22 protein-coding genes are annotated in these 22523 nt (G+C 65.5%); 16 read left to right on the forward strand and 6 right to left on the reverse strand.

Annotation, left to right across the window (positions count from 1 at the left end; genetic code table 11):
• Window position 1 precedes the first annotated feature (1 nt).
• Complete coding sequence (locus tag IGS58_RS10530; RefSeq protein ID WP_070254206.1) at window positions 2-523, forward strand: GNAT family N-acetyltransferase; 522 nt, start codon at window positions 2-4, stop codon at window positions 521-523.
• Between the two features lie 3 nt (window positions 524-526).
• Here IGS58_RS10530 and IGS58_RS10535 read toward each other — a convergent pair whose 3' ends face one another.
• Window positions 527-1450 (reverse strand): LysR family transcriptional regulator, encoded by a 924-nt coding sequence (locus IGS58_RS10535; protein ID WP_230521300.1) that lies wholly within the window; start codon window positions 1448-1450, stop codon window positions 527-529.
• 151 nt (window positions 1451-1601) lie between these two features.
• Between IGS58_RS10535 and IGS58_RS10540 the strand changes: the two genes are divergently transcribed.
• From IGS58_RS10540 to IGS58_RS10560, 5 genes are all read left to right on the forward strand, one after another.
• Complete coding sequence (locus IGS58_RS10540; protein WP_230521301.1) at window positions 1602-2363, forward strand: sulfite exporter TauE/SafE family protein; 762 nt, start codon at window positions 1602-1604, stop codon at window positions 2361-2363.
• A 21-nt stretch (window positions 2364-2384) separates the two neighbouring features.
• Entirely contained in the window at window positions 2385-3080 is a 696-nt protein-coding gene (locus IGS58_RS10545) for an HAD family hydrolase (protein ID WP_230521302.1), read from the forward strand.
• 58 nt (window positions 3081-3138) lie between these two features.
• Window positions 3139-3939, forward strand: coding sequence for an alpha/beta fold hydrolase (locus tag IGS58_RS10550; protein WP_034784409.1), 801 nt, complete (start codon window positions 3139-3141; stop codon window positions 3937-3939).
• A gap of 133 nt (window positions 3940-4072) precedes the next feature.
• The gene (gene dcd, locus IGS58_RS10555) at window positions 4073-4642 is read left to right on the forward strand and encodes a dCTP deaminase (protein WP_034755486.1); all 570 of its coding nucleotides are present in this window, start codon (window positions 4073-4075) and stop codon (window positions 4640-4642) included.
• Between the two features lie 112 nt (window positions 4643-4754).
• Complete coding sequence (locus IGS58_RS10560; RefSeq protein ID WP_070280766.1) at window positions 4755-5096, forward strand: FlxA-like family protein; 342 nt, start codon at window positions 4755-4757, stop codon at window positions 5094-5096.
• A gap of 42 nt (window positions 5097-5138) precedes the next feature.
• On the opposite strand, the gene IGS58_RS10565 is transcribed toward IGS58_RS10560, so the two are convergent.
• A complete protein-coding gene (locus IGS58_RS10565) occupies window positions 5139-6638 on the reverse strand; it encodes a HAMP domain-containing sensor histidine kinase (protein ID WP_230521303.1) in 1500 nt (499 codons plus the stop codon).
• 2 nt (window positions 6639-6640) lie between these two features.
• Window positions 6641-7330, reverse strand: a complete 690-nt coding sequence (locus tag IGS58_RS10570; protein ID WP_034784412.1) for a response regulator transcription factor — start codon at window positions 7328-7330, stop codon at window positions 6641-6643.
• A gap of 192 nt (window positions 7331-7522) precedes the next feature.
• Here IGS58_RS10570 and IGS58_RS10575 point away from each other — a divergent pair, with 192 nt between their 5' ends.
• Window positions 7523-8017 (forward strand): Spy/CpxP family protein refolding chaperone, encoded by a 495-nt coding sequence (locus IGS58_RS10575; RefSeq protein ID WP_230521304.1) that lies wholly within the window; start codon window positions 7523-7525, stop codon window positions 8015-8017.
• A 319-nt stretch (window positions 8018-8336) separates the two neighbouring features.
• Window positions 8337-9191, forward strand: coding sequence for a dioxygenase family protein (locus IGS58_RS10580; protein WP_230521305.1), 855 nt, complete (start codon window positions 8337-8339; stop codon window positions 9189-9191).
• On the opposite strand, the gene IGS58_RS10585 is transcribed toward IGS58_RS10580, so the two are convergent.
• On the reverse strand, window positions 9188-10627 hold the full coding sequence (locus IGS58_RS10585) for a DUF1501 domain-containing protein (RefSeq protein ID WP_230521306.1): 1440 nt from the start codon (window positions 10625-10627) through the stop codon (window positions 9188-9190). The two genes, IGS58_RS10580 and IGS58_RS10585, sit on opposite strands and share 4 nt — an antisense overlap.
• Before the next feature lie 10 nt (window positions 10628-10637).
• Window positions 10638-12443 carry a DUF1800 domain-containing protein gene (locus IGS58_RS10590; RefSeq protein WP_230521307.1) on the reverse strand — a complete coding sequence of 602 codons (1806 nt, stop codon included), beginning with the start codon at window positions 12441-12443 and terminating at the stop codon, window positions 10638-10640.
• 423 nt (window positions 12444-12866) lie between these two features.
• Between IGS58_RS10590 and IGS58_RS10595 the strand changes: the two genes are divergently transcribed.
• From IGS58_RS10595 to IGS58_RS10630, 8 genes are all read left to right on the forward strand, one after another.
• Complete coding sequence (locus IGS58_RS10595) at window positions 12867-13433, forward strand: hypothetical protein (RefSeq protein ID WP_099393913.1); 567 nt, start codon at window positions 12867-12869, stop codon at window positions 13431-13433.
• A gap of 63 nt (window positions 13434-13496) precedes the next feature.
• Window positions 13497-14225 carry a hypothetical protein gene (locus IGS58_RS10600; RefSeq protein WP_071653624.1) on the forward strand — a complete coding sequence of 243 codons (729 nt, stop codon included), beginning with the start codon at window positions 13497-13499 and terminating at the stop codon, window positions 14223-14225.
• Window positions 14226-14229: 4 nt separating this feature from the next.
• The gene (locus IGS58_RS10605) at window positions 14230-15585 is read left to right on the forward strand and encodes a hypothetical protein (protein WP_230521308.1); all 1356 of its coding nucleotides are present in this window, start codon (window positions 14230-14232) and stop codon (window positions 15583-15585) included.
• Between the two features lie 10 nt (window positions 15586-15595).
• Entirely contained in the window at window positions 15596-17770 is a 2175-nt protein-coding gene (locus tag IGS58_RS10610) for a hypothetical protein (protein ID WP_070254217.1), read from the forward strand.
• Between the two features lie 20 nt (window positions 17771-17790).
• Window positions 17791-18837: an aminotransferase class I/II-fold pyridoxal phosphate-dependent enzyme gene (locus IGS58_RS10615; RefSeq protein ID WP_230521309.1), complete on the forward strand. Its 1047-nt coding sequence runs from the start codon at window positions 17791-17793 to the stop codon at window positions 18835-18837.
• A complete protein-coding gene (locus IGS58_RS10620; protein ID WP_230521310.1) occupies window positions 18821-19648 on the forward strand; it encodes a hypothetical protein in 828 nt (275 codons plus the stop codon). Before IGS58_RS10615 ends, IGS58_RS10620 begins: the two co-directional genes overlap by 17 nt.
• A 34-nt stretch (window positions 19649-19682) precedes the next feature.
• The gene (locus IGS58_RS10625) at window positions 19683-20333 is read left to right on the forward strand and encodes a hypothetical protein (RefSeq protein WP_052140303.1); all 651 of its coding nucleotides are present in this window, start codon (window positions 19683-19685) and stop codon (window positions 20331-20333) included.
• Window positions 20334-20342: 9 nt separating this feature from the next.
• Window positions 20343-21071 (forward strand): amidohydrolase family protein, encoded by a 729-nt coding sequence (locus IGS58_RS10630; protein ID WP_034784420.1) that lies wholly within the window; start codon window positions 20343-20345, stop codon window positions 21069-21071.
• Window positions 21072-21077: 6 nt separating this feature from the next.
• Here IGS58_RS10630 and IGS58_RS10635 read toward each other — a convergent pair whose 3' ends face one another.
• On the reverse strand, window positions 21078-22466 hold the full coding sequence (locus tag IGS58_RS10635; RefSeq protein ID WP_230521311.1) for a sigma-54-dependent transcriptional regulator: 1389 nt from the start codon (window positions 22464-22466) through the stop codon (window positions 21078-21080).
• Window positions 22467-22523 lie beyond the last annotated feature (57 nt).

The raw sequence follows: 22523 nt of genomic DNA on the forward strand, positions 1-22523 counted from the left end.
ATTGCGCCATTCCAGCCACCCTTATCTTGTCAGCACGGCCCAGGCCGCCGACATCGACTCCATCACAGCCTTGCTGCAAGCCAATTCCCCCTCGCAGGGCGGCAGCCTGACGGGCGAGTTTTCACGCGACAAGGTGGCCAGCATGGCGGATGGCGCGTCGCCCGTCATCGTGGCGCGGCGCGCAGCGGACGGACCTGTCGTTGGCGTGTTGTTCAGCGCGGCGCCAGCCGCTGCGCAGGCGCCCGTGGTATTGGCCATGCTGGCCGCGTATGCGGGCAGTGGCAACGCCTATGTGTACGGCCCCGTCTGCATTGCGGACTCGGAGCGGGGGCAGGGTTTGCTGGCGCTGCTGTACTCTGCCATGCGCGAGCAGCATGCGGGCAAGGAAGCGGTGCTGTTCATCCGGCGCGACAATCCAGGCTCGCTGCGCGCGCATGAACGGCTGGGTATGTATGAGGTGGCCGCTTTTGACTTCGATGGCGCGCAGTTCGCCGTGTATAGCGATGCTATCGTCGGGAAATAGTCCTTAAATTACACGTTCATCCGGTATTTCCAGCCCCCGCTGCCGCACATACTCCAGAAACAGCCGCGCCCCCTTGGCCATGCGCGAGGTGCCATACACGGCGTGGATGCTGGGGTCCAGCTCCTTCGACGACGTGAGACGGTATGCCGTGCAGACCCGCCGCAAGGTGCCCGCTGCCACGGCCGGTTCCGCCAGCCAGCTGGCCAGACGCACGATGCCGGCGCCTTCCAGGGCCGCCTGGAAGGTGGCGATGCCGGAGGTGAAGCGGAAACGCGGTTGCACCTGGTAGCGCACGTTGCGCTCGCTGGAAACGAAATGCCAGTCGCGCAGGATGCGGGGGGCCGAGTGCATGATGATGTCGTGGCCGGCCAGCTCCTCCGGTTCCTCGGGCGCGCCCATGCGCTCGATATAGTCGGGCGAGGCATACATGTAGCGGCGGTAATTCCACAGGGGATAGCCGATCAGCTCGCTGGATTGGGGAAACGCGCCGCGGATGGCAAAGTCCAGCTTTTCCTGGATGGGGTCGATCGATTTGTCCGAGAAATGGATGTCCACCGACACATTCGGGTAGTCGCGCGAAAATTGCGCCACCACTTTCGGCAAGAACCCCAGCGACAGGATTTCCGGTGCCGAGAGGCGCACCCAGCCTTGCGGCGAATTGCTCAATTCCGCCAATTGGTCTTCCGCCTCGGCTTGCGTTTCCAGCAAGTGCTTGGCCGACGCGTAATACGTTTCGCCGGCCGTCGTCAGGGTGAACTGCTTTTGCGTGCGCAGGATCAGCTCGGCACCGATGGCGTCTTCGAGGAACTGGATGGCGCGCGTGACGGCCGACGGCGAGCGTCCCAGCATGCGCGCCGCGTGGATGAAGCTGCGCTTTTCGACCACGGTGCAGAAGGCGCGGATCTCCCACATCAGTTTCATCGACATCGTGCGGCTCCTGGCAAAAGAGGCCAGTAGACCGCATGGGGCGCATTCCGTCAAGCGTTACGCCTGATTGCGTTTTCCGCAATATGAAGTTGCATCCGGAAAAATCCACGGCGCCTATACTGCCGCTGTCGCCCATTCCTTACTGCCTATCATGCTGACCATCTCGCTGCTGTGTTTATTTGCCTTCTTTGCCGGCCTGATCGATGCCGCCGTGGGCGGGGGCGGGCTGATACAGCTGCCGGCCCTGTTCAACCTGATGCCGAACATGGCCTCGACCTCCTTGCTGGGCACGAACAAGCTGGCGTCCGCCTGCGGCACCACGTTTGCCGCCCGCTCGTTTATCGGCAAGGTGCACATCCCGTGGCTGCTGGTGTTGCCGGCCGTGGCCAGCGCCTTCGTCATGTCCTTCATCGGCGCGGCCGCCGTGTCCTACGTGCCGCAACAGGTGGTGCGCCCCATGGTGCTGGTATTGATCATCATCATGGCCATCTACACCTTCATCAAGAAGGATTTCGGCACGACGCGCGAAGCGCGCCCCATCGGATCGCGCGAACGTATCCTCGCCATCGTCATCGGCGGCGCCATCGGCTTTTATGACGGCCTGTTCGGGCCGGGCACGGGCAGCTTCCTGATTTTCCTGTTTATCCGCGTCTTCGGCTTCGATTTCATCCTCGCCTCGGCCTGCTCGAAACTGGTGAATATCGCCACCAACGTGGCCGCGCTGGCCTTCTTCATCCCTGCCGGCCACGTGGTGTACGCCGTGGCCGCACCGATGGCTGTGTGCAATATCCTGGGCGCGCTGACGGGCACCTGGATCGCCGTGCGCCGCGGCGCCGCCTTCGTGCGCATCCTCTTCCTCGTGTTGCTGGTACTGCTGATCGTCAAGTTGTCCTACGACATCTTCTTCAAGTAAGTTTTTGAACGACAACAAGCCATGAAAACCATCCAGGGCGTGCTGTGGGACAACGATGGCGTGCTGGTCAACACCGAGCAGCTGTTTTACGAAAGCAACCGCGACTTGCTTTTGCCTTATGGCATAGACCTGACGCCGAAGCAATTCTTTGACTGGTTCCTGGATAATAACTACGGCGCCTGGCATGTGCTGCTGGGGCAGGGCCATGAGATCGAGCTGGTCGAACGCCTGCGGGCCGAGCGCACCGTGCTGTTTGCGCAACGCCTGCGCCAGGCGCGCCAGCTGGCCATGCCCGGTATCGGGCAAGTGCTGGCGGCGCTGCGCCCGCACGTGGCGATGGGCGTCGTCACCAGCGCGTATGCGCAGCACTTTGACATCAGCCATGCGGGCACGGATTTGCTCGGCCACTTCGATTTCGTGCTGACGCGGGAAATGTATGGCGAAAGCAAACCGGCGCCCGATGGCTACCAGCTGGGCTTGCAGCGCCTGGGCCTGGCCGCCGCCGACTGCGTGGCCGTGGAAGACTCGCCGCGCGGCTTGCGCGCCGCCAACGCGGCCGGACTGGAATGCATCGTCGTGCGCAATCCCATGAACCGTCATTACGCGTTCGACGACGCTTTTTGCGTGGTGGATTCAAACGCCGAGCTGGGCGAAGTGCTGGCGGCGTTCGTGCCCGGCATGGCCCATGCGCCCCGGCAATTAGAGTCCTTCCTCTGATACGTCTTGCCGGCATGCCATTACAATTGTTTATCGCATTCACCGGCACCGACCCACGATGACCCTCCCGCAACTGCACTTTGCCCACGCCAACAGTTATCCTGCCGGCACTTACCGCAAGCTGTTCGGCTTGCTGGGTCAGCACTACACCGTGCAGGCGCTCGACATGCATGCGCACGACCCCGCTTACCCCGTGAGCACGGGCTGGCCCGAGCTGGTGCGCGAGTATATCGATGAGCTGGAGCGCCGCTACAGCGCGCCCGTGATTCTCGTCGGCCATTCGCTGGGCGGCATGCTCAGTGTGATGGTGGCCAAGCAGCGGCCCGACCTGGTGCGCTGCGTGGTCTTGCTCGATTCGCCCGTGGTGGCGGGCTGGCGCGCCTTGCTGGTGCGGCTGGCGCGCAACACGGCGCTGGGCGAGCGGTTCTCGCCGTCACGTTTTTCCGCCCGGCGGCGCAAGCTGTGGCCGGATGCGCAAGCCGCGTATGAACACTTCGCGGCCAAGGACATGTTCGCCATCTGGGCGCCGCATGTGTTGCGCGACTACATCGACAGCGGCCTGGTTCCCCATCCGGAAGGGGTGCAGCTGCGCTTTACGCGCGAAGTGGAAACGCAGGTCTACCGCAGCCTGCCGCACCACATCGGCGGCCTCGTCAAGGACGGTTTTCCTGTTCCCATCGGTTTTATCGGCGGCACTGAATCGGTGGAATGCCGGCAAGCGGGCTTGAAGGCCACGCGCAAGCTGGTCGGCAAGTTTTTCCGTCAGGTGCCGGGCGGGCATCTGTTTCCCATGGAAAACCCGGAACTGACGGCGCAAGTGGTGCGCGAGATGATCACGGCATTGCTGGCGAAGCAATAGAATATCGCCAAGGATTTTCAGGGGATGGGGGCCAACAACGGTGGATTTTCGCGTAAAATCCTGCCATCCGGGCCGCGCCTGCAGCAAGTGTGCGGCCCCAGCCATTCCGATATTCTAGAAAGATACCCCTGCGATGACGATTAAAAGCGATAAATGGATACGCCGCATGGCGGAAACAACGGGCATGATCGAGCCGTTCGAACCAGGCCAGGTCAAGGAGCGCGACGGCAACCGCATCGTCTCTTATGGCACGTCCAGCTATGGCTATGACATCCGCTGCGCCGACGAGTTCAAGTTATTTACCAACATCAACACGACCATTGTCGACCCGAAGGATTTCGACGCGAATAACTTCGTCGATGTGTCGGGCAAGGGCTATTGCATCATTCCGCCGAATTCGTTCGCGCTGGCCCGTACGGTCGAGTATTTCCGCATTCCCCGCAATGTGCTGACGATTTGCCTGGGCAAGAGCACGTATGCGCGCTGCGGCATCATCGTCAACGTCACCCCGTTCGAACCGGAATGGGAAGGCTATGTGACGCTGGAATTTTCGAATACGACACCGTTGCCGGCGAAAATCTACGCCAACGAAGGCGTGGCGCAAGTGCTGTTCTTCGAGTCCGATGAAGTGTGCGAAACGTCGTACAAGGACCGCGGCGGCAAGTACCAGGGCCAGGTTGGCGTGACATTGCCGAAGACCTGATCGCCGTGAAGGGCAGGGCGCCAGCCGTCTTTACCTGCCTTTACACCTGCCGCCCTACATCCGCCCTCCATGCTTGCCGTTAACCTTGGTATTGAAACATTGAGGAGGCAGTATGGTAGCGGCAATCGGTTCAGGCGGCGCGGTCAGCGCAGCCAGTAGCGCCAGTGCGGGCAGCAGTTCGCAGATCGCGGCGCTGCAAAAGCAGATCACGGCGGCGCAAAAGCAGTTGACGGAGTCGCAGAAGGGCGAGCAGACGGAGGCGTCGCAAAAGCTGCAGCAGCAGCTGGCGCAGCAAATCCAGGCCTTGCAGGCGCAAATTGCCCAGTTACAGGCGGCGGCCGCGCAGAAGGCGGCGCAGCAAGATGCTCAGCCGGCCAGCAGCGCCGATACGGCGACGAGCCCTGCCAAATCGACCTCGTCCACCCTGGGCAGCATCATCGATACGCAGGCGTAACAGCATTCTCCGCGCATAAAAGACGCCAGGCTCGCCGACAGGTCAGCCTGGCGTTTTGACGGGCAACAACATCTCCACGCACAGTCCGCCACCGCTGCGCAAGCTGGCCCCGATGCTGCCGCCATGGGCGTTGATGACGTGCCGGGCGATGGCCAGGCCCAGGCCATGGCCGTCCGTGCTGTGCTGGGTATTGCTGGCGCGGAAGAACGGTTCAAAAATGCGGGCCAGGTCGGCGCTGGCCACGCCGGGCCCCCGGTCCAGCACGGCGATGCGCAGCCACTCCTGCTTGCCATCATGCAGGCGCGACAGCTCCACGTCCACCGTGCCGCCATCGGGACTGTGCTTGACGGCATTGCGCACCACGTTTTCCACGGCGCGCGCCAGCAGTTCGGGCTGGCCCGTGACGCTGGCGTCGGCCATGGCCGCATCGACCGCCAGGTCGATGCCCATCAGGCGCGCCCTGGCTTCATAGCGGGCGTCGTCCACGATGTCGTGCACGAGGTCGGCGATGCCGACGTCTTCGCTGTGCGCGTGCCCGGCGCCCGCTTGCACGGCGCCCGCTTCCAGCCGTGACAGGGTCAGCAGTTCACCGATCAGTTTATCCATGCGTTCGCTTTCGCGTTCGATGCGCTGCATCGAGGCGGCCATCTTTTCCGGCTGCTGGTGCGCCAGGCCGATGGCGGCCTGCAAGCGCGCCAGCGGCGAGCGCAACTCGTGCGAGACGTCATGCAGCAAACGCGTCTGGCTATCCATGAGGCTGCGCAAACGGCCCGTCATGCGGTCGAAATCGCGTCCCAGGTCCGTCAATTCATCGCCGCGCTTGCCGCTGGCGTGAAAGCGCGGCGCCAGGTTGCCGTGCGAAGCGGCTTCGAACGCTTGCCGCAAGTCGCGGATGGGGCGCGCAAAATACCAGGCCAGCAAAAAAGCGAACAGCAGGCTGGCGGCGATGGCGGCGGCCAGGGGAATGAAGGTGCGGTAGGGGCTGTCCATGCGCGGCGGCATGCCGCGGCCGAATTCGCCGCGTGGCGGCGGGGCGCCCGCGTCGTTGGGCCGCGGACCGGGTCCCATGGCGCGCGGGCCGCTCATGGCGACGGCGATCAGCGTGTCGCGCGCGGCGCCCGCCTCGGCATTGCGGAAGCGTTCGGACGAGGGCAGGAACAGCAGGTAGCGCTGGCCATCGCTGCCGGCCGCTTCGCGCACGACGGGATGGGCCTGGCCCTGTTTCAGCATGGCGCGCGCCTTGTCCAGCATGGCGGGATGCACGGCGCGGCCCATCAATTCTTGCCCTTTGGCATCGACGGCAAACACGCGCATGCGTTCGAGCTTGCCCAGGAATTGCCGCAATGCCTGGCTGCCGCCCGCTTCCAGGGTGGCGCTGGCGGCCTCGATGATCATTTGCGCGGGCGGGCTGGTATCGATGTCGAGGGCCCGTTCCTGCTGCGCGGCCCGGTTTTTCAGCCAGAAGGTGCCGCCGATGCCGATGGTGGCCGTCACTTGCGCCAGCATGATGCACAAAAAAAACTTCCAGAACAGGCGGCCCACGCTTACTCCTTGATCAGCTGATAGCCGAGACGGTACACGGTTTGCAGGCAGGAGCGGCCGTCGGCCAGGCTGCCGAGTTTGCGGCGCAGGCTGCTCAGGTGCACGTCGATATTGCGGTCGAAGCGGGCCATGGGCCGGCCCAGGCCCAGTTCGGACAATTGATTCTTGCTGACGGGCTTGCCCGCATGGCGCACCAGCACTTCCAGCAGGTTGAATTCCGTGCTCGTCAGCTCCAGGTGCATGCCGGCCCAGGCGGCGCGGCGCTGTTCGGGCCACATCGTCAACTGGCCCACGGTCAGCGGCGCCAGGCCCGACGTATCGGGCGGCGCCGCTTGCGCACGGCGCAGGATGGCGCGGATGCGTGCCGTCAGCTCGCGCGGCGTGCACGGTTTTGTCACATAATCGTCGGCGCCCAGCTCCAGCCCCACGATGCGGTCCGTATCGTCGCCGCGCGCCGTCAGCATCAGGATGGGCAGGTTGCTGCCGGCGCGGATGCGGCGCAGGGTTTCCAGGCCATTCATGCGTGGCATCATGACGTCGAGGATGGCGATGGCATACAGGCCCGTCAGCGCTTCGGCCGCACCGCTTTCGCCGTCATGCACGGCGCGGGCGTCAAAACCTTCCTGCGTCAGGTATTCCTGGAACATGCCGACCAGTTCCACGTCGTCATCGATTAACAAAACCTTGCTCATGCCTGTGCTTTTTCGGGTGAATATCGCCCGATGATAGCAGTCAAAGGGGGCTGTTCACGGTGGTTTTACCCGCTTTTACATACGTCTGCTTACATTTCGCCCCTTTCCTTTACACGCTTTTACGTGGCCCTAACGTTGCTTTACACGCCAGGCGCCGACAATCAGGGCTGACCGTCACGAAAGGAAAGCCCGATGAAATACCTGAGTATTGCCGTATCTCTGTTGCTGCTGTCCGCCTGCAGCATGCCGCTGCTGGCGCTGGCCCAGCAAGAAGCTGCACCGGACGGCCCGCCAGCGCGCACCGTGGAAGGGCCGCCCCCCGGCTTTGGCCATGGCCCGGGCGCGCCAGGCTTGCCGCCGTTCCTGCACGGCATCGATTTGAGCGAAGCGCAGCAGGACAAGGTCTTCGCCGCCACCTATGCCCAGGCGCCCTTGCTGCGGGAACAGGAAAAGATCGCCTACAAGGCCCATGCGCAGCTGCGCGCGCTGGCCGGATCCAGCGCCTACGACGATGCCAAGGCCAGCGCGCTGGCGAATACGGCAGCGCAAGCCATGGCAAAGATCAGCTTGCAGCAGGCGCGGCTGGAGCAGCAATTGCTGGCCGTGCTGACGCCGGAACAGCGCCAGCAGGCTCAGCAGTGGCACGACAGCCGCCAAGTTCCGCGCGGCCCCCGGCGCCTCCCGTAAAACGCACGCGCGATCACAGGGAGAGTCAGCATGCGCATCCATGCCTTGCGTCCGGGCAGCAGCTTGCAGGCGCTCTCGCGACATGCGACACAGGCGCTGTTCCTGTGCGCCAGCCTGAGTCCCGCCTTGGCGGGCTTGCCTCACTTAGAGCCTATCCCGGTAGGGAGCGTCTTCTGCTGGCAGCGTATCAGGAGCGCGGACAAGGCGTGAGGAGGACGCGTGGCGAGCCACGCAACGACGAACAACGCAGTCCCCGCTTTTGAGGGGCGCCAGCAGGGGATGTATTCATCTACTGGGATAGGCTCTTAATGGAGTATGTATGGAATTACATGATCACGGCCTGGCATCCGACCTCGAAATGATGCGGCAGCAGGCAACTGAGCGGCGGCAAGTGTTGCGCTGGCTGCTGGCCGGCGCCGCCGCCTTGCCTTTGATGAGCTGCGGCGGCGGAACGGACGCCAGCAGCACGGGAAGCAGCGGCGCTGCCACTGGCAGCGCCGGCACCGTCACGATACCGACCACGGGCGCCTGCACGGTGATTCCCGAAGAAACGGGCGGGCCGTATCCGGCCGACGGCACGAACACGAATGGCGGCAGCATCATCAATGTGCTGAACCAGTCGGGCGTCGTGCGCAGCGATATCCGCGCCAGTTTCAATGGCGCAACGGGCGTGGCGGCGGGCGTGCCATTGACCATCAATTTGCAGCTGCTCAACGCCAGCGGCAATTGCGCCAGCCTGGCCGGCTACGCCGTCTATCTGTGGCATTGCGACCGCGAAGGCTTGTATTCGCTGTATTCGAGCGGCGTGACGGCGCAGAATTACTTGCGCGGCGTGCAGGAAACGGACAGCGCCGGCAACCTCAGCTTCACGACCATCTTTCCCGGCTGCTACGCGGGACGCATGCCGCACGTGCATTTCGAGGTCTATCCCAGCCTGGCCAAGGCGGCCTCTGCCGCGAACCGCATCAAGACGTCGCAGTTTACTTTTCCGATGGCAACGTTGAGCGAGGCTTACACGGCCAGCGGCTACACGGCCAGCGTGCGCAACCTGTCGCAGATCAGCTATGCCACCGACAATGTCTTCAGCGACGGCACCAGCTTGCAGATGGCCACGGTGACGGGCAATGCCACGCAGGGCTATGTCGTCACCCTGATTGTCGCCGTGAACGGTTAAATTGTCGTCATGAAACCCAGGTCGCGCCGGCTGAAGTTGCCGATGTTCGGGAAGACCCCGGCCAGCTGGCTGTCGGCCACGCCGAACCACTTGGCCAGCGTGGCGCCGTACTGGTCGACGGAGGTGGTCGGCAGCAGGGCGCCGGAACCGACGTCCAGCTCATGGCCCAGGCCCGTGACGGGGAAGGCGCCGTAGATGTCGCGGCCCTTCACGGCGCCGCCCACGACAAAGTGGTGCGCGCCCCAGCCGTGATCCGTGCCGTCGCCGTTGCTGCTGAAGGTGCGGCCGAAGTCCGACGCTGTAAACGTCGTCACCTGGCGCCGCAGGTCCGCGCCCTGCAGGGCCGCCAGGGTCGTGTCGAAGTACGCCAGCGCATGGGCCAGGCGGGCCATCAGGTCGGCATGCAGCACTTTTTGCCGGTCATGCGTGTCGAAGCTGCCCAGTGTCACATAAAACACTTGCCGTTTCGCCCCCAGGGCGCCGCGCCCGCCGATGATGCGCGCCACGGTCTGCAATTGCACGGCCAGCGGATTGACGCCGGACACGCCCGTGTTCGGATTGATGTAGGGCGGGGGATTGGGCACGCCGCCCGCGCCGGCTGCCAGCATGGCGCCGCTGAGGATGCTCTGGCTGGAAATGGCGCGCTGCACGACGGCCACGTGCTCCTGTTCGATCAGGTCGCTTCCCGCATCGTTGATGATGGCTTGCAATGCGCCCGCACCGCCCGTGCTGCCAAACAGGTTGCCGCTCAAGCCGCGGATGGGCACGGCGCCCGCCTGGCCCACCTGGAACTGGCGCACCTGGCGCCCGCTGAGAAAGACAGTGTTGCCCGCAGCGGAAATGGCCGTGAACATGGCATTCGTATTGAGCGAGCCAGCCACGTCGGCCGCCCGGCCGCCCCAGCCCGTGCTGGCCCCTTCGGGTGAGCCGGATTGCCACGTCGATTGCTGGTCGTTGTGCGAAAACAGCTTGGGTGGCAAGGCCACGCTGCCTGCCTTGTACTGCGCCAGGGTGGCCGGCTGGATCAGGGTGCCCACATTGGCCACGATGGCGGCGCGGCCATTGTCGAACAGGTCTTTCAGGGGCGCCAGCTGGGGATGCAGGGCGAAGGCGCGGCCCGTTTGCGCGGTGGCGGGCACGATGGGCAGCACGCCACCCGTCTCGCCCACGCCGGGCAGATGGATGGAATCGACGCCGCCCGTGTTGCGCAGGCGCGCGTATTCATTCCATGACGTGGGATCGGTGGCCAGCACCGTGTTGAAGGCGTCGTTGCCGCCTGCCATGAACAGGCACACCATGGCCTTGTAATCGCCGGCCGTTTGCGCGGCGGCGTTGCCCATGGCGGCCAGGTTCAGGGCGAAGGGGGCGGCCGTGGTGCCGGCCAGGCTCAGCATGGAACCGAGGAAACGGCGGCGGGAAAAGGGGAGATTTTGCATGTGATCGCTCTTACTTTTGTACCAGGTAGGCCGGCGAGGCCATGGTCAGGAAAATGGCCAGCTTGACGCGGTTGGCCTGGGCCGTGGCTACCTGCGCGGCATTGCTGGCCGTGGCCGCGGGGATGCTGACGCCATTGATGGCGGTCAGGATTTGTCCGCGCAGGCTGGCGGGCATGCTGCCATGCATCAGGAGCAGGTTGATGCGGTCGAGCAGCGCGCCCGTGTCGCTGACAAGTGCCAGTTCGCGCGTGTAGTCCGGCTTGATTTCGCGGGCTTCGCCCACGCCCCTGTCGAGCACATCCTGCATGTAATTCAGGTAGCCGGTGACGGACGGCTCCGATGTGATCTGCAGTTCCGGCGCCACCAGGCCCGCGCCGGCCAGCGCGGAGTTGGGCGGTATGTAGGAAGGGCGGAAGAAGCTGAACACGGATGCGGGATTCAAGGGGCCCTGGCCCAGCCCGGTCAAGGGATCATCGAGATAGTAGATGCGGTAGCGTGCGTTGGACGCCTTGGCGTCGAAGGCGCGGATCCAGCTGGCGAGGCGCATTATCGGTTCGCGCAGCTTGCCGGTGCGCAAACTTGTCCCGCTGGCCGCCAGCGCTTCCTGATCGAGCAGCACGGCGCGGACGATAGCTTGCATGTCGCCGCGCACGCCATTGCCGTTGTTGGCAAAGGCGGCCGCTACCCGGCCCACATAAGCGGGGCTGGGATTGCTGCTGACGAGGCGCTGGATCAGTTGGCGGGCAAAGAATGGTCCCGCGTTCGGATGGTTGAACAGGGTATCGAGCGCCAGTTTCAAGTCCGCCTCGCCGCTGGTGACGCCCGATATGCTTTGTCCCAGGAAACGCTTTTCTCCGCTGGAATGAAACGCAGGGTAGTTCTGCATCGGTTTCCAGTCGCGGTCGGGATCGGCCACGTTGCCGATGAAGCGGTTGTTGCTCAAATCGGGACCGGCCCAGCTCCAGCCGGTAAACACGCGGGCAAGCCCGACTACGTCGTCGCGCGTATAGGTGGCGATGGGTTTGCCTGCAGCCAGTTTCAGGCTGCCATCAGCATTGAGCTGGTACAGGCCGATGGTAAACAGCTGCATCACTTCGCGCGCGAAATTTTCGTCCGGTGCACGGGTTGCCGTTTCTTTCTGATTGCGCATGTGCGACAGGTACAGCCCCATCATCGGATGCAGGGCCACGTCATTGAGCAGATTGCGGAAGTTGCCGAAAGCGTGGTGGCCCAGCATGTCGTAGTAGGCGGCCACGCCACGCACTCGTGGCTGGATGGCATCGTTTTGCATGGAAATGACGAAGATTTCCGACAGGGCAAAGGCGATGCGTTGACGCAACTGGTCCTCGCCGCGCATGCTTTGCTGCCAGAACGATTCGTCAAAGCCTCGCGACGTCAGCTTTTCACCTCCGGCCGCTTCGGCCGCCAGCAGTTTGTCGATATACGCGCGGTGCAAGGTTTGCGGCTTGGAAAACTGCGCGCGGAACCAGGCGTCGCTGTCGCTGGCCGCCAGCGCATCGATGGCTGCCATGTTGGGGCCGAACGTGGCGCGGCCCAGGAAGCGCGACGCTTCCTGGCGCGTGAAGGTGGTGGCCGCCTGGCCGGCCGGAGGCGTGGTCAGCGGCGGCGGAGGAATGGTATCGCCTGGCGTGGTGCCGGGGGCTGCCGGATCGCCGGGGGCGGTGGTCCCTGGAGGAACCACCGAGATGTCCGGGTTCTGGATGGCGCCGGTGTTGCTGTCGCCGCCACCGCCGCATGCGGCAAGCAGGCTGAGCAATGTGATGGCCAGCAAACGGCGCAAAGTTGGGTCAGTCATTTAGTTTCTCTCGGGCAATCAAATTTTAGCCCATTAATTGTAGGCCCTAGCTACCACAATCCTGTTTTCAATTAACTATTTACGTGTTGGCCACGTTTTCATTTGCCTGACGTTGGCATGGTGTTGATGCTGTTTTCGGCGCTGTAGGGCGAACTTTATTCTTTGAAAATGAAAAATATTTTTTGCCGATGACGCGCACTGTGGCGGATAGGCGACGTAATCATTCCCGCCAATTAAGCTTGTTTGAAAGCTCATCTTGGCAACGAAACTCGCTTCGCCGGAAACCATGGTTTTTACGTCATCGGCGAAATGCCGTTCGCCACCCGCTCCGTTTTTCCCCGCGTCCTTTCCCTGCGCATGGCTGGCATGGCCCTTGCGTCAGGGAGGCATGGGTCACCCGCCCGCCTTTCACCGGAGCCTGCCATGACCAGCCGTCTGCTCGCCTATCGTCCCGAAATGGAATTGCCTGAAGCGCCGGGCCTGCTGCCACTGCAGCAGGAAGACGAGCTGGCACTGGCGGCGCAGTTGCTGGAATTGCAGGCGCCGGCCCAGTTCGACGCTTTCCTGGCGCGCCAGCTGGGCGCCACTGCGGCGGGCCGGCAAGTGCGCGGTACGCCGCTGGAAGGACCGCTGCACCAGCTGCTGGGCAAGGTGGTGGCGCCCCTGTTGCCCTTGCATGGTGGTTCGCCGCAGGCGCTCAAGCGGCGCGCTGCCGGCATCTTCGGCATGGAACTGGAAGGTTTGAGCCCGGAAGACAAGGAATTCGAACTGGCGCGCCAGGTCGTGCATCTGATCGATGCCGTCAATACGGAGCTGGCGCAGGACGGCGCCACCGGCGCGCGCGCTCCCAGGGCGCGGGTGGAAACGGCCCTGCTGCAAGTGGCACGCAGCGTGGCGCCAGGCTTGCTCAGGCAGGCGGCGCAAACGCCAGGACGGGACGCTGGCCGCTGGCGCCGCGAGGGCGGGCACATCGTCGTGCTCGATTGTTAGCCGGACGGCCAGTCTGTCCGGTAAGGTAGTCCCAACCGAGGTTATAACTTTGAGGAGCTCATCATGCATGACTTGGATCGTACGACCCTGGAATACGGACAGGAGATGTCCGGTTTTGAAGCGGAGCAGTTCGAGTTTGGCCAGGGCGAGTGGAGCGGCGAGGGGGGCGCGAACGCCATGTTTTCCGAGACCGAGGAGATGGAGCTGGCGAATGAATTGTTGTCGGTCAGCAATGAAGCCGAACTCGAGCAGTTTCTCGGCAATTTCCTGCGCAAGGCTGCTTCCGTCGCGGGCGGCATCATCAAGTCGCCCGTGGGGCAAGCCATCGGCGGCGTGCTCAAGGGCGTGGCGAAGAAAGCCATTCCCCTGGCCGGCGGCGCTATCGGCGGCTATTTCGGCGGCCCGCTGGGGGCCAAGATAGGCAGCGGCCTGGCCTCGGCAGCTGGCGGCGCACTGGGGCTGGAAGCGGAAGCGTCGTCGAACGAGGACCGCGAATTCGAGGGCGCCAAGCAGTTCGTGCGCCTGGCCGCCGATACCGTCAACCGCGCCGCGCAAGCGCGCGGTGCGGGCGATCCGCGCGCCATCGCCCAGTCGGCGGTCAGCGCGGCGGCGCGCCAGTTCGCGCCAGGCTTGCTGGGCCGCCCCGGCAGCCAGGTCTCCACGCAGAACGGCAGCGGCGCTGGTGCGGGTGGCACCATGGCGCCGGGCGGTGCGCGCAGCGGCGCCGGCATGCGTCCGTCCAGTGGCCGCTGGGCGCGCCAGGGTCACAAAATCGTCCTGTACGGGGTCTGACATCATGGCCATCGGCGCTTATGCTGCCTGGATGCTGGAGCAGGAGGCGCGCTCGCTGCTGACGCGGCTGGCACGGCTGGAGCCGTTCGCGCTGATCGAGCCGACGGTGCTGGCGGCGGCCCTGATGCCCAGCGCCCAGTCGGCCATCGAAAGCCAGCTGGTACAGGGCCGGCGCGCATTGCGGCGCATGGTGGCCCAGTTCCAGTGGTGGCTGCGGCGCGAGCACGCCGATGGCGCCAGCGTGGCCACGGCCGCCGAGGCGCAGCGCCGTTTTACCTTCCTGCGCCTGAAGTTCAATGCCGCGCTGACCCAGTTCGATCTGTTCAACGAAGTCATCACCCAGCGCAGCGAGCACAAGACGGGCGTGTGGCTGGCCGGCCTGGACATCGTTGCCGCCGACGCGCTGGCGCTGACCGGCAATGTGTATCAGGCGCCGCCCGTGATCTGCTACCTGGACCGGGGGCCGGGCGCGGCCATCCGCCGTGCGCGCACGCGCCTGCCCGGCGGCGGCGACAATCCCGTCGCCATCATCCGCCTGCCGCGCGAACGCATGATCGGCAGCAGCATCGCCTCGTCGCTGGTGCACGAAATAGGCCACCAGGGGGCTGCGCTACTGGACCTGGTGGCGTCCTTGCGGCCCGTGCTGCAAGCGATGCAGCATGGCGGCAGCGGCTTTGTTCACGTGTGGCAGCTGTGGGAGCGGTGGATTTCCGAGATCGTGGCCGATTTCTGGTCGCTGGCGCGGGTCGGCGTGGCCGCCACCCTGGGCCTGATCGGCGTGGTCAGCCTGCCGCGCGTGTTTGTCTTCCGCCTCAATATCGACGATCCCCATCCAGTGCCATGGCTGCGGGTGCGCCTGAGCTGCGCCATGGGACGGGCCTTGTATCCGCATCCGCAGTGGGACCGCCTGGAGCAGCTGTGGCTGTCGTACTACCCGCTGGCCGGCCTGCCGCCTGCCCGGCAGCGGCTGCTGGAACAGTTGCAGGCCAGCATGGCTGCCCTGGTGGGCTTGCTGGTGCAGCACCGGCCGCCGGCCTTGCGCGGCGGCTCGCTGGCCGAAGCCATGGCCGTGCACACGCGCCAGCCTGCCATGCTGGCGCAGCTGTTTCGCAGCTGGAACCTGGCGCCGGGGCAGATGTACCGGGCGACGCCGACCCTGGTGTTCGCCGTGCTGGGCCAGGCGCGCGCCAGCGGTGCCTTGAGCCCGGAAGACGAAAGCGAGCTGCTGGGGCGTTTGCTGACCCACTGGGCCCTGCGCAGCACCCTGGACACGTCGGAGCTGTGCGCAGATGTCGTGCGGCATGGCCGCCAGCCCGGCAGGCCGCTGCCGCCCCTGGCATCGCGTTTGATTATCCATTGAGGAGAATGACATGAGCAGCAAGATGAGCAGCAATATGGGTGGCAAGATGAGCCGCAGGAGCGGGGCGGCGGGCCAGGCGGGGCCGAAGCACCACGGCGGCAGCATCGCTGTCACCGTGCACGAGCAGGACAGCGGGGCCATGGTCGTCAATGCCGCCATCAGCCTGTACCGGGGAGCCGAGGCGGATTGCCATGATTTCAATGCCGCCACCTGGGTAGCCGATCCCGCCATGCTGGTGGGCGTGCGCTGGACGGATGGCCGTGGTAGTACCGTGTTTGCCGACCTGGCCACGGGCAGCTACGTGGGGGTGTATGGCAATTTCCCCGCCACGGCGCCGCAGTGCGTGACGGTGCAGTCCGGCTGCAGCGCCGTGCTGTGTTTCAAGCCGCAGCTCAATCCGCAGGTGGGGCTGGTTTTTGAAACGGCGGACTGCCATCCCAGCGACTGCAATTTTGGCAGGGTGGGTGACCGTGCCGTGGCCACCGTCTCGTTTGACGGCGATCAAAGCGCAGACGGACGCGACCAGGTGCAGGTGCTGGCCGCCGCCCCGTGGGTACCCATGCGTGGTGCGCCGAATGCCTTTTCCACCCCCGTGCGGCGCGCCGGCATGCACCGTTTCATGGGGCAGATGATGCTGTCGCAGCGTCCCGAGCTGCGCAATGCCTTGCCCGTGCCGGAAGGGTTGAGCCCGAACGCCATGCTGGCCGTGGACGCGGAATACGAGGCGGAGGAGCGCCAGCCTCAGCCCATCTCGGGCAATGTGGGCGTGTCGCTGACGCGCACGGAAACGGAGCCGACGGAAGACTTGCCGCTGTGGACCCTGATACGCAACAGCACCGAAGCGATGTCGTTTACGAATTACCTGCATTTCATGGACAGCCTGTTTTGCGGCGACCTGGCCAATGTGCGCGGCTTCGAGCAGGAGCGCTTCGTCAAAAAGGCCGACATGTTCCAGCAGCTCAAGCAGCGCCGCGCGCTGCCGTTCTCGGATGCCGATTCCTACCGCGTGCTGAAAGTGGCGACGGAGGCGTTCGTGATGGTCAATTGCGGCGTGCTGAACCAGCCGCTGGCCTTCAATCCCGCGGAAGACAACGCCTACCTGGACCGGCGCGACATCCCCCAGGGGCGCGACCTGGAAACCGTGCTGCGCAACGATTACCTGGAAAACATCGATGGTTTCCAGACCTTGCCCTACCTGGCCGTGATCCGCCGCAAGCTGCCCGACATCCCCATCAGCATCCCGCGCGGCCAGGAAGGCGAAGTGGACCTGTGCTTTGGCATCATCCAGGAAAAGCTGGCCAATCCCTGCCTGCTGGAACTGATCTGGTCGTACTGGCACGAAGAGGGCATGCTGGTACAAACCATGAATGCCATCGCGCAACGCTTCCAGAATCTGCGCGCGCCGGGCAAGCAACTCGATCCTCTGTCGAACACGGAAATCGACATGTTGCGTCCGTTGAATAATTTACTGTGGGGATACACGCAGGATGAGCAGCATCGGCTGACCGTGATGCGCCGGAACTATGAGTATGACCATCACTACGGTGTGCGCCTGGATGGCAAGGCAGTGCAGCACTTCCGGCCAGCCGATAGCCGCTCCAAATTCCTGGAAGCGTTCCACCACTTGCTGCGCCTGCTCACTTCGTTCTACAAGCAGGATGACGACACCACCGTGAAGGCGGACGCCTTCCCCGTGCTCAACGCGCTCAAGGAAATTCATTTGATCCTGTCGCAGGGCGCGCACAACCAGTTCGGCGATTTGCCGTCGACGGCGCGCATCGAAATGCTGATGCAGCAATGGATGCTGGCGCGCCCCGAATTCCGTGAATTTTTGCCTACGCGCGTGATGGTGGCGTATCCGGAACCGTGGATGGACAGGGTCGATGCTATGAAGAAATTGCAGGGCTGGACGGATACGAGCGTGATGCACTTCCGCAACCTCGCCATCTTCGGCGAGCAATTGCTGCTGTCCGTGCGCTATGGCAACTGGAGCGACATCTATGAACCGACGCAGGCATTCAACTGGGCGCGCTTCTGGCGCCCGCAAGTGCAAGGCTACATCCACGGCTACCGCGCCGCCACCGGAGTCGACCTGTCCGTCGACAGCAGCGACCCGGCGATCGAATCGACGATGCCTTCGGTGTTGCTGCGCCAGCGCCTGAGCCAGCAGCTGCGCAGTGTCTAGGGCGGGGGCGGGGCGCGTGCATGCTCGACTTTACCAGCGCCCTCTACCTGGGCATGCGCCATCCGGCGGCCGCGCTGGCGCCGTGGAGCAGCTTGAGCCTGGGCCAGCCGGCCGCGCTGCAGGAGCCGCCAGGCGCGCAGGCCCTGGCAGCAAGCCTGGCTGCGCTGCAAGGCTGCGAGGCGGCCTGCGTGCTGCCGTCGACCTTGCACCTGTTCTGGGACCTGTTCGGCATGCTAGCTGCCGAGCGCCTGGTGATCCTCGTCGATGGCGGCAGCTACGCCATCGCGCGCTGGGGCGCCGAGCGGGCGCAGGCGCTGGGTTTGCCCTTGCGCTTGTTTCCCAGCGGCGAGATGGCGATGCTGCGGCAACTGGCGGCGGCCTGGGGCAGGCAAGGGCGGCGCCCCCTGATCCTGGCCGATGGCTATGTGCCGGGCAGCGAACAGGTCTTGCCGCTGGCCGGCTATGCGGCCCTCGCATGCCAGGGAGGCGGTTACCTGCTGCTGGACGATACGCAGGTGCTGGGCGTGGCGGGCACGGCCGGTGGCGGCTCGGCGCGGCTGCATGGCTTGCCGGGCGGCTACGACAAGGGCGGCGGCCACGTGATCGTCGGCGCCTCGCTGGCCAAGGGATTTGGCGTGCCGCTGGCCGTGCTGGCCGGCAGCCGCAAGCTGCTGCGGCGCTTCGCGGCGCACAGCCAGACGCGCGTGCATGCCAGTCCGCCTTCGGCAGCCGTGCTGGCGGCGGCGCGGCGCGCGCTGGCGCTCAATGCCCGCCATGGCGACGCCCTGCGTGCCAGGCTGGCGGACAGGGTGGCGCAATGGCGGACGGGGATGGCGGCCGCCGGCATTGTCTGCCGCGGTGGCAGCTTCCCCGTGCAGCGTTTGCCCGGCCGCGCCCATTTGCGGCAAGCCTTGCGCGCAGCGGGCGTGCTGGCGCTGGCGCAAGCGGGAGACGGCCCCGGCGCGCTGACTTTCTTGCTGCGGGCCGACCAGACGCCGCAGCAACTGGAGCAGGCGATGGGCTTGCTTGAACATCACATCAGGAGGCGATATGAACGAAGCGTTTGAAATACTGCCCTTTGCGGGGCAGCCAGGGGCGGCCGGCGAACAGGAATGGTCGCAAGAGTGGTCGCAGGAGTGGCAAGGGGAGGACGAGGGGGAATGGGAGGAAGAGCGCATGCGTCCTGGCGGCGGGCGAGGCGGCCTGCGTGCAAGGCCGCCGCTGCGAGGCGCGCGCCGTCCCGCGCCGCCGCGCTACCAGGGGCAGGGCCGCCGTCTGCCCCGCTTTGCTCCCCAGCCCATGCCCTACCTGCCGCCGCGCTACCGGGGCTGGGGCGGCTATGCGCCCATCTACCCGACCATTTATCCTGCGGCTTATCCTGTGGCGGAGCCGGCCTTTGGCGACCAGCAGGGGCCGGACCAGGGAATGGATACGGACCAGGGCCAGGATCAGGGGCAGGACGATGACCAGCAGCAGGGCGAAGTCCCGCCCACCCTGGCCGGTACCATGGGCCGGGTGCCGGAAGCGGCCGCCCTGCGCTACCAGGCGCTGGGGACGCTCGCCGACGCCTTGCGCGACGCGAATGGCCGGGGGCCGGGCCTGTACGTCATCGAGTTCGATGCGGGTGGAAGGCGCCGTGCCTACAGCGGCCAGACGGACGACCTGCACCGGCGTTTGCTGCAGCACCGGCTGTGCGGCCAGATGTTGGCCGTCGACGTGAGCGCGCACCAGGTGTATGTGGCGCCCCTGTCCTCGGCCGCGCAGCGGCGCCGGATCGAACAGCGCATCCACGACGACATGTTTGCCAACCAGCGCGGCGTGCTGACGAACCAGCGGCGCGAACTGGAACTGGCCGTACTGGGTGAAATGTGGGGCTGACGACAGCGCTTTGACGACTGCGAAGGAGAACATCATGCACCAACTCGAATGCGAATGCGCGCAATGCCGGCAGCGGGCCGGCGCTGCGTTTGAAGTGCTGGAGTTCGGCCAGGACTGGTCCGGCAAGGGCCGCGCGCCGGCCGTCTTCAGCGAAGAGGAAGAACTGCAGCTGGCCATGGAATTGCTGGAAGTGTCCAGCGAAGCGGAACTGGAACAGTTTCTCGGCAATGTCTTCAAGAGCGTGTGGAAGGGTGTCAAGAAGGTGGGCTCGACCATTGCCAAGGTGGCCAAGCCCTTGGGTGGCGCCTTGAAGGCCGTGGCCAAGACGGCCTTGCCCTTTGTCGGCGGCGCGCTGGGCTCGATGATCCCGATACCGGGCGTGGGCACGGCGCTCGGCTCGGCCCTGGGGCGCGCCGCCAGCAACGCGCTGGAACTGGAAATGGAGGCCGAGGCGCCGGCCGACCGCGAACTGGAGCTGGCGCGCCGCTTCGTGCGCATCGCGGGGCAGGCGGCACGCCTGGCTGCCGACGGCGACGGCAGCGCGCGTGCCGTGGAAAGCGCGCTGACGCGGGCCCTGCATCAGCAACTGCCGCATTTTCGTTCGGCCGCGCCGCAGAGCGAGGAGGAGAGCGGGCGCTGGCGCCGGCGCGGCAACCGCATCGTCGTCATGGGCGACTGGCAATAGCGCGCCAAGATGATCATCGATTGCCACTGCCATGCGGGACCGGGCGACGGCTTGAGCGGGCCATGGGACAGCGATGCGCCGCTGCAAGCCTACCTGCGCCGCGCGCAGGCGGCCGGCATCGCCCGCAGCGTGCTGTTCGCCACCTTCCATTCCGATTACGCCATCGCCAACCATGGCGTGGCGCGCCTGGTGTCGTCCGATCCGCAGCGTTTCTACGGCTTTGCCTTCGTGCATGCGCGGCGCGACCGGGGCCGCATCATGGACCTGGTGCGCACGGCCGTCGAGCGGTACGGCTTTGTCGGCGTCAAGGCGCACCGGTTGGACGCGCGCATCAGCGGCGAAGTGTGCGAGGCGGCCCGTTTCTTCGGCTTGCCCGTGCTGTACGACCCAGCCGGCGAGGTGGCCGTGGCCGAGCTGCTGGCGCAGCAGTATCCCGACGTCGATTTCATCCTGCCGCACCTGGGAAGCTTCGGCGACGACTGGGCCGCGCAACTGGCGCTGATCGACCATCTGGTGCGCCACCGCAACATCCATACGGACAGCTCGGGCGTGCGGCGTTTCGACTTGCTGCAGCAGGCCGTGCGCCGCGCGGGACCGCACAAGGTCTTGTTCGGTTCGGATGGACCCTGGCTCCATCCGGGGCTGGAATTGCACAAGATTCAGTTGCTGGGCTTGCCGCCGCTGGATATGGCGCTGATCACGGGTGGCAATTTTTTGCGGCTGGCGCGGCTGGCTTGAGGCAGATCAAGGCGCGGCCGGCGGAATCGCAATCGTAGCGGCAGTTTCGGCTTGCGTCGCGCAAGCGGCCGCCTTGCGGCGCAGCTGCAGGGCGCGGTCGGTCACCCCAAGGCGGGCGGCGGCGCGCTGGTTGTTGCCGCGCTCATCGGCCAGCACGAGGCGGATGGCCATGTCGGTGGCGCAGCGCGTGATGTGCGACAGCGTGCAGCCCTGGGCCAGGGCCCGCCGCACGGCCGCTTCGAAGTGCTGGTCGGGCCAGTGCGGCGCCAGCAGCCGTTCTTCCGGGGGCAGGGCGCCGATGGTGATGGGGCCGGGGCCGCAATGGCGGTGCCAGATGTGCGTGACGGTCTGGCGCAGTTCGCGCACATTGCCCGGATAGTCGCGCAGCAGCAGGTATTCGCGCACGGCGGCGTCCAGCGGGGGCGGCGGCTGCTGGGCCAGTTCAGCGAGGAAATGGCGGGCCAGCGGCAAGATGTCGTCCTGGCGTTCGCGCAAGGGCGGTATCTGGCAGCGCCAGCCGGCGATGCGGTAATACAGGTCGGCGCGGAAGGCGCCGCGCGCCACCTCGCCTTCCAATTCGCGGTTGGTGGCGCAGACGAGCCTGAATTGCGTCGGCTGCCAGGTATTGCCGCCCACGCGCTTGTATTTGCGCTCCTGGATGGCGCGCAGCAGCTGCGCCTGCAGGAGCAGCGGCAGTTCGCCCACCTCATCGAGGAAGAGCACGCCGCCGTCGGCCAGGGCAAAAGCGCCGTCGCGCGCAGCCGCCGCGCCCGTAAAAGCGCCCCGTTCATGGCCGAACAGTTCGCTGCCGGCCAGTTCCGGCGACAGGGTGGTGCAGTCGAGGATGGTGAAGTCGCCTCTGCAGTTGCCGAGGCGGTGGACCAGTTGCGCCAGTAAATCCTTGCCCGTGCCCGTCTCGCCCGTGATCAGCATCGACGCCTGGCTGAAGGCGGCCATTTCCACTACCTGGTGCAGCAAGGCGGTCCAGGCCGCGCTGTCGCCCACCAGATGCTGGCGCACGGCGCTGGACGCCAGCATCTGCGCCACGGCCTGCCAGCGCTGCAGGCGCGCCAGCACCTGGCCCGTATCGACGGCGCCGCCAGGCCACAGCAGCACATCGAGCGCGCCTGCCGCCATCAGGGCCCGCTGTTGCGCGCAGCTGGGAGGGCGGCCGCAGGCGGCAATGGCCAGCACGCGGGCATGGCCGCACAGCGCCGGCAGCGCTTGCAGCAGCGCCTTATCGGTCTCGGCAAACAGCACGATGCCCGCGCCGTCTTCCTCGCCATCGTGCCGCCGGGCTACAGTTACCTGAGCCTGCTTCAAGGCCGTCATCAGCAAGGCGCCACTGCCAGCCGCCGCCTGCTGCATGATTTCCAGCCACACCTTGAGCGTCATATGCCAGCCATCACGAGGGCACGAGTCGCCCATCTTAGAAGCCCGATACCCCAGCCG

The sequence above is a fragment of the Janthinobacterium sp. EB271-G4-7A genome, assembly GCF_020858075.1.
In the GTDB taxonomy this organism is placed as follows: Bacteria; Pseudomonadota; Gammaproteobacteria; order Burkholderiales; family Burkholderiaceae_D; genus Janthinobacterium; species Janthinobacterium lividum.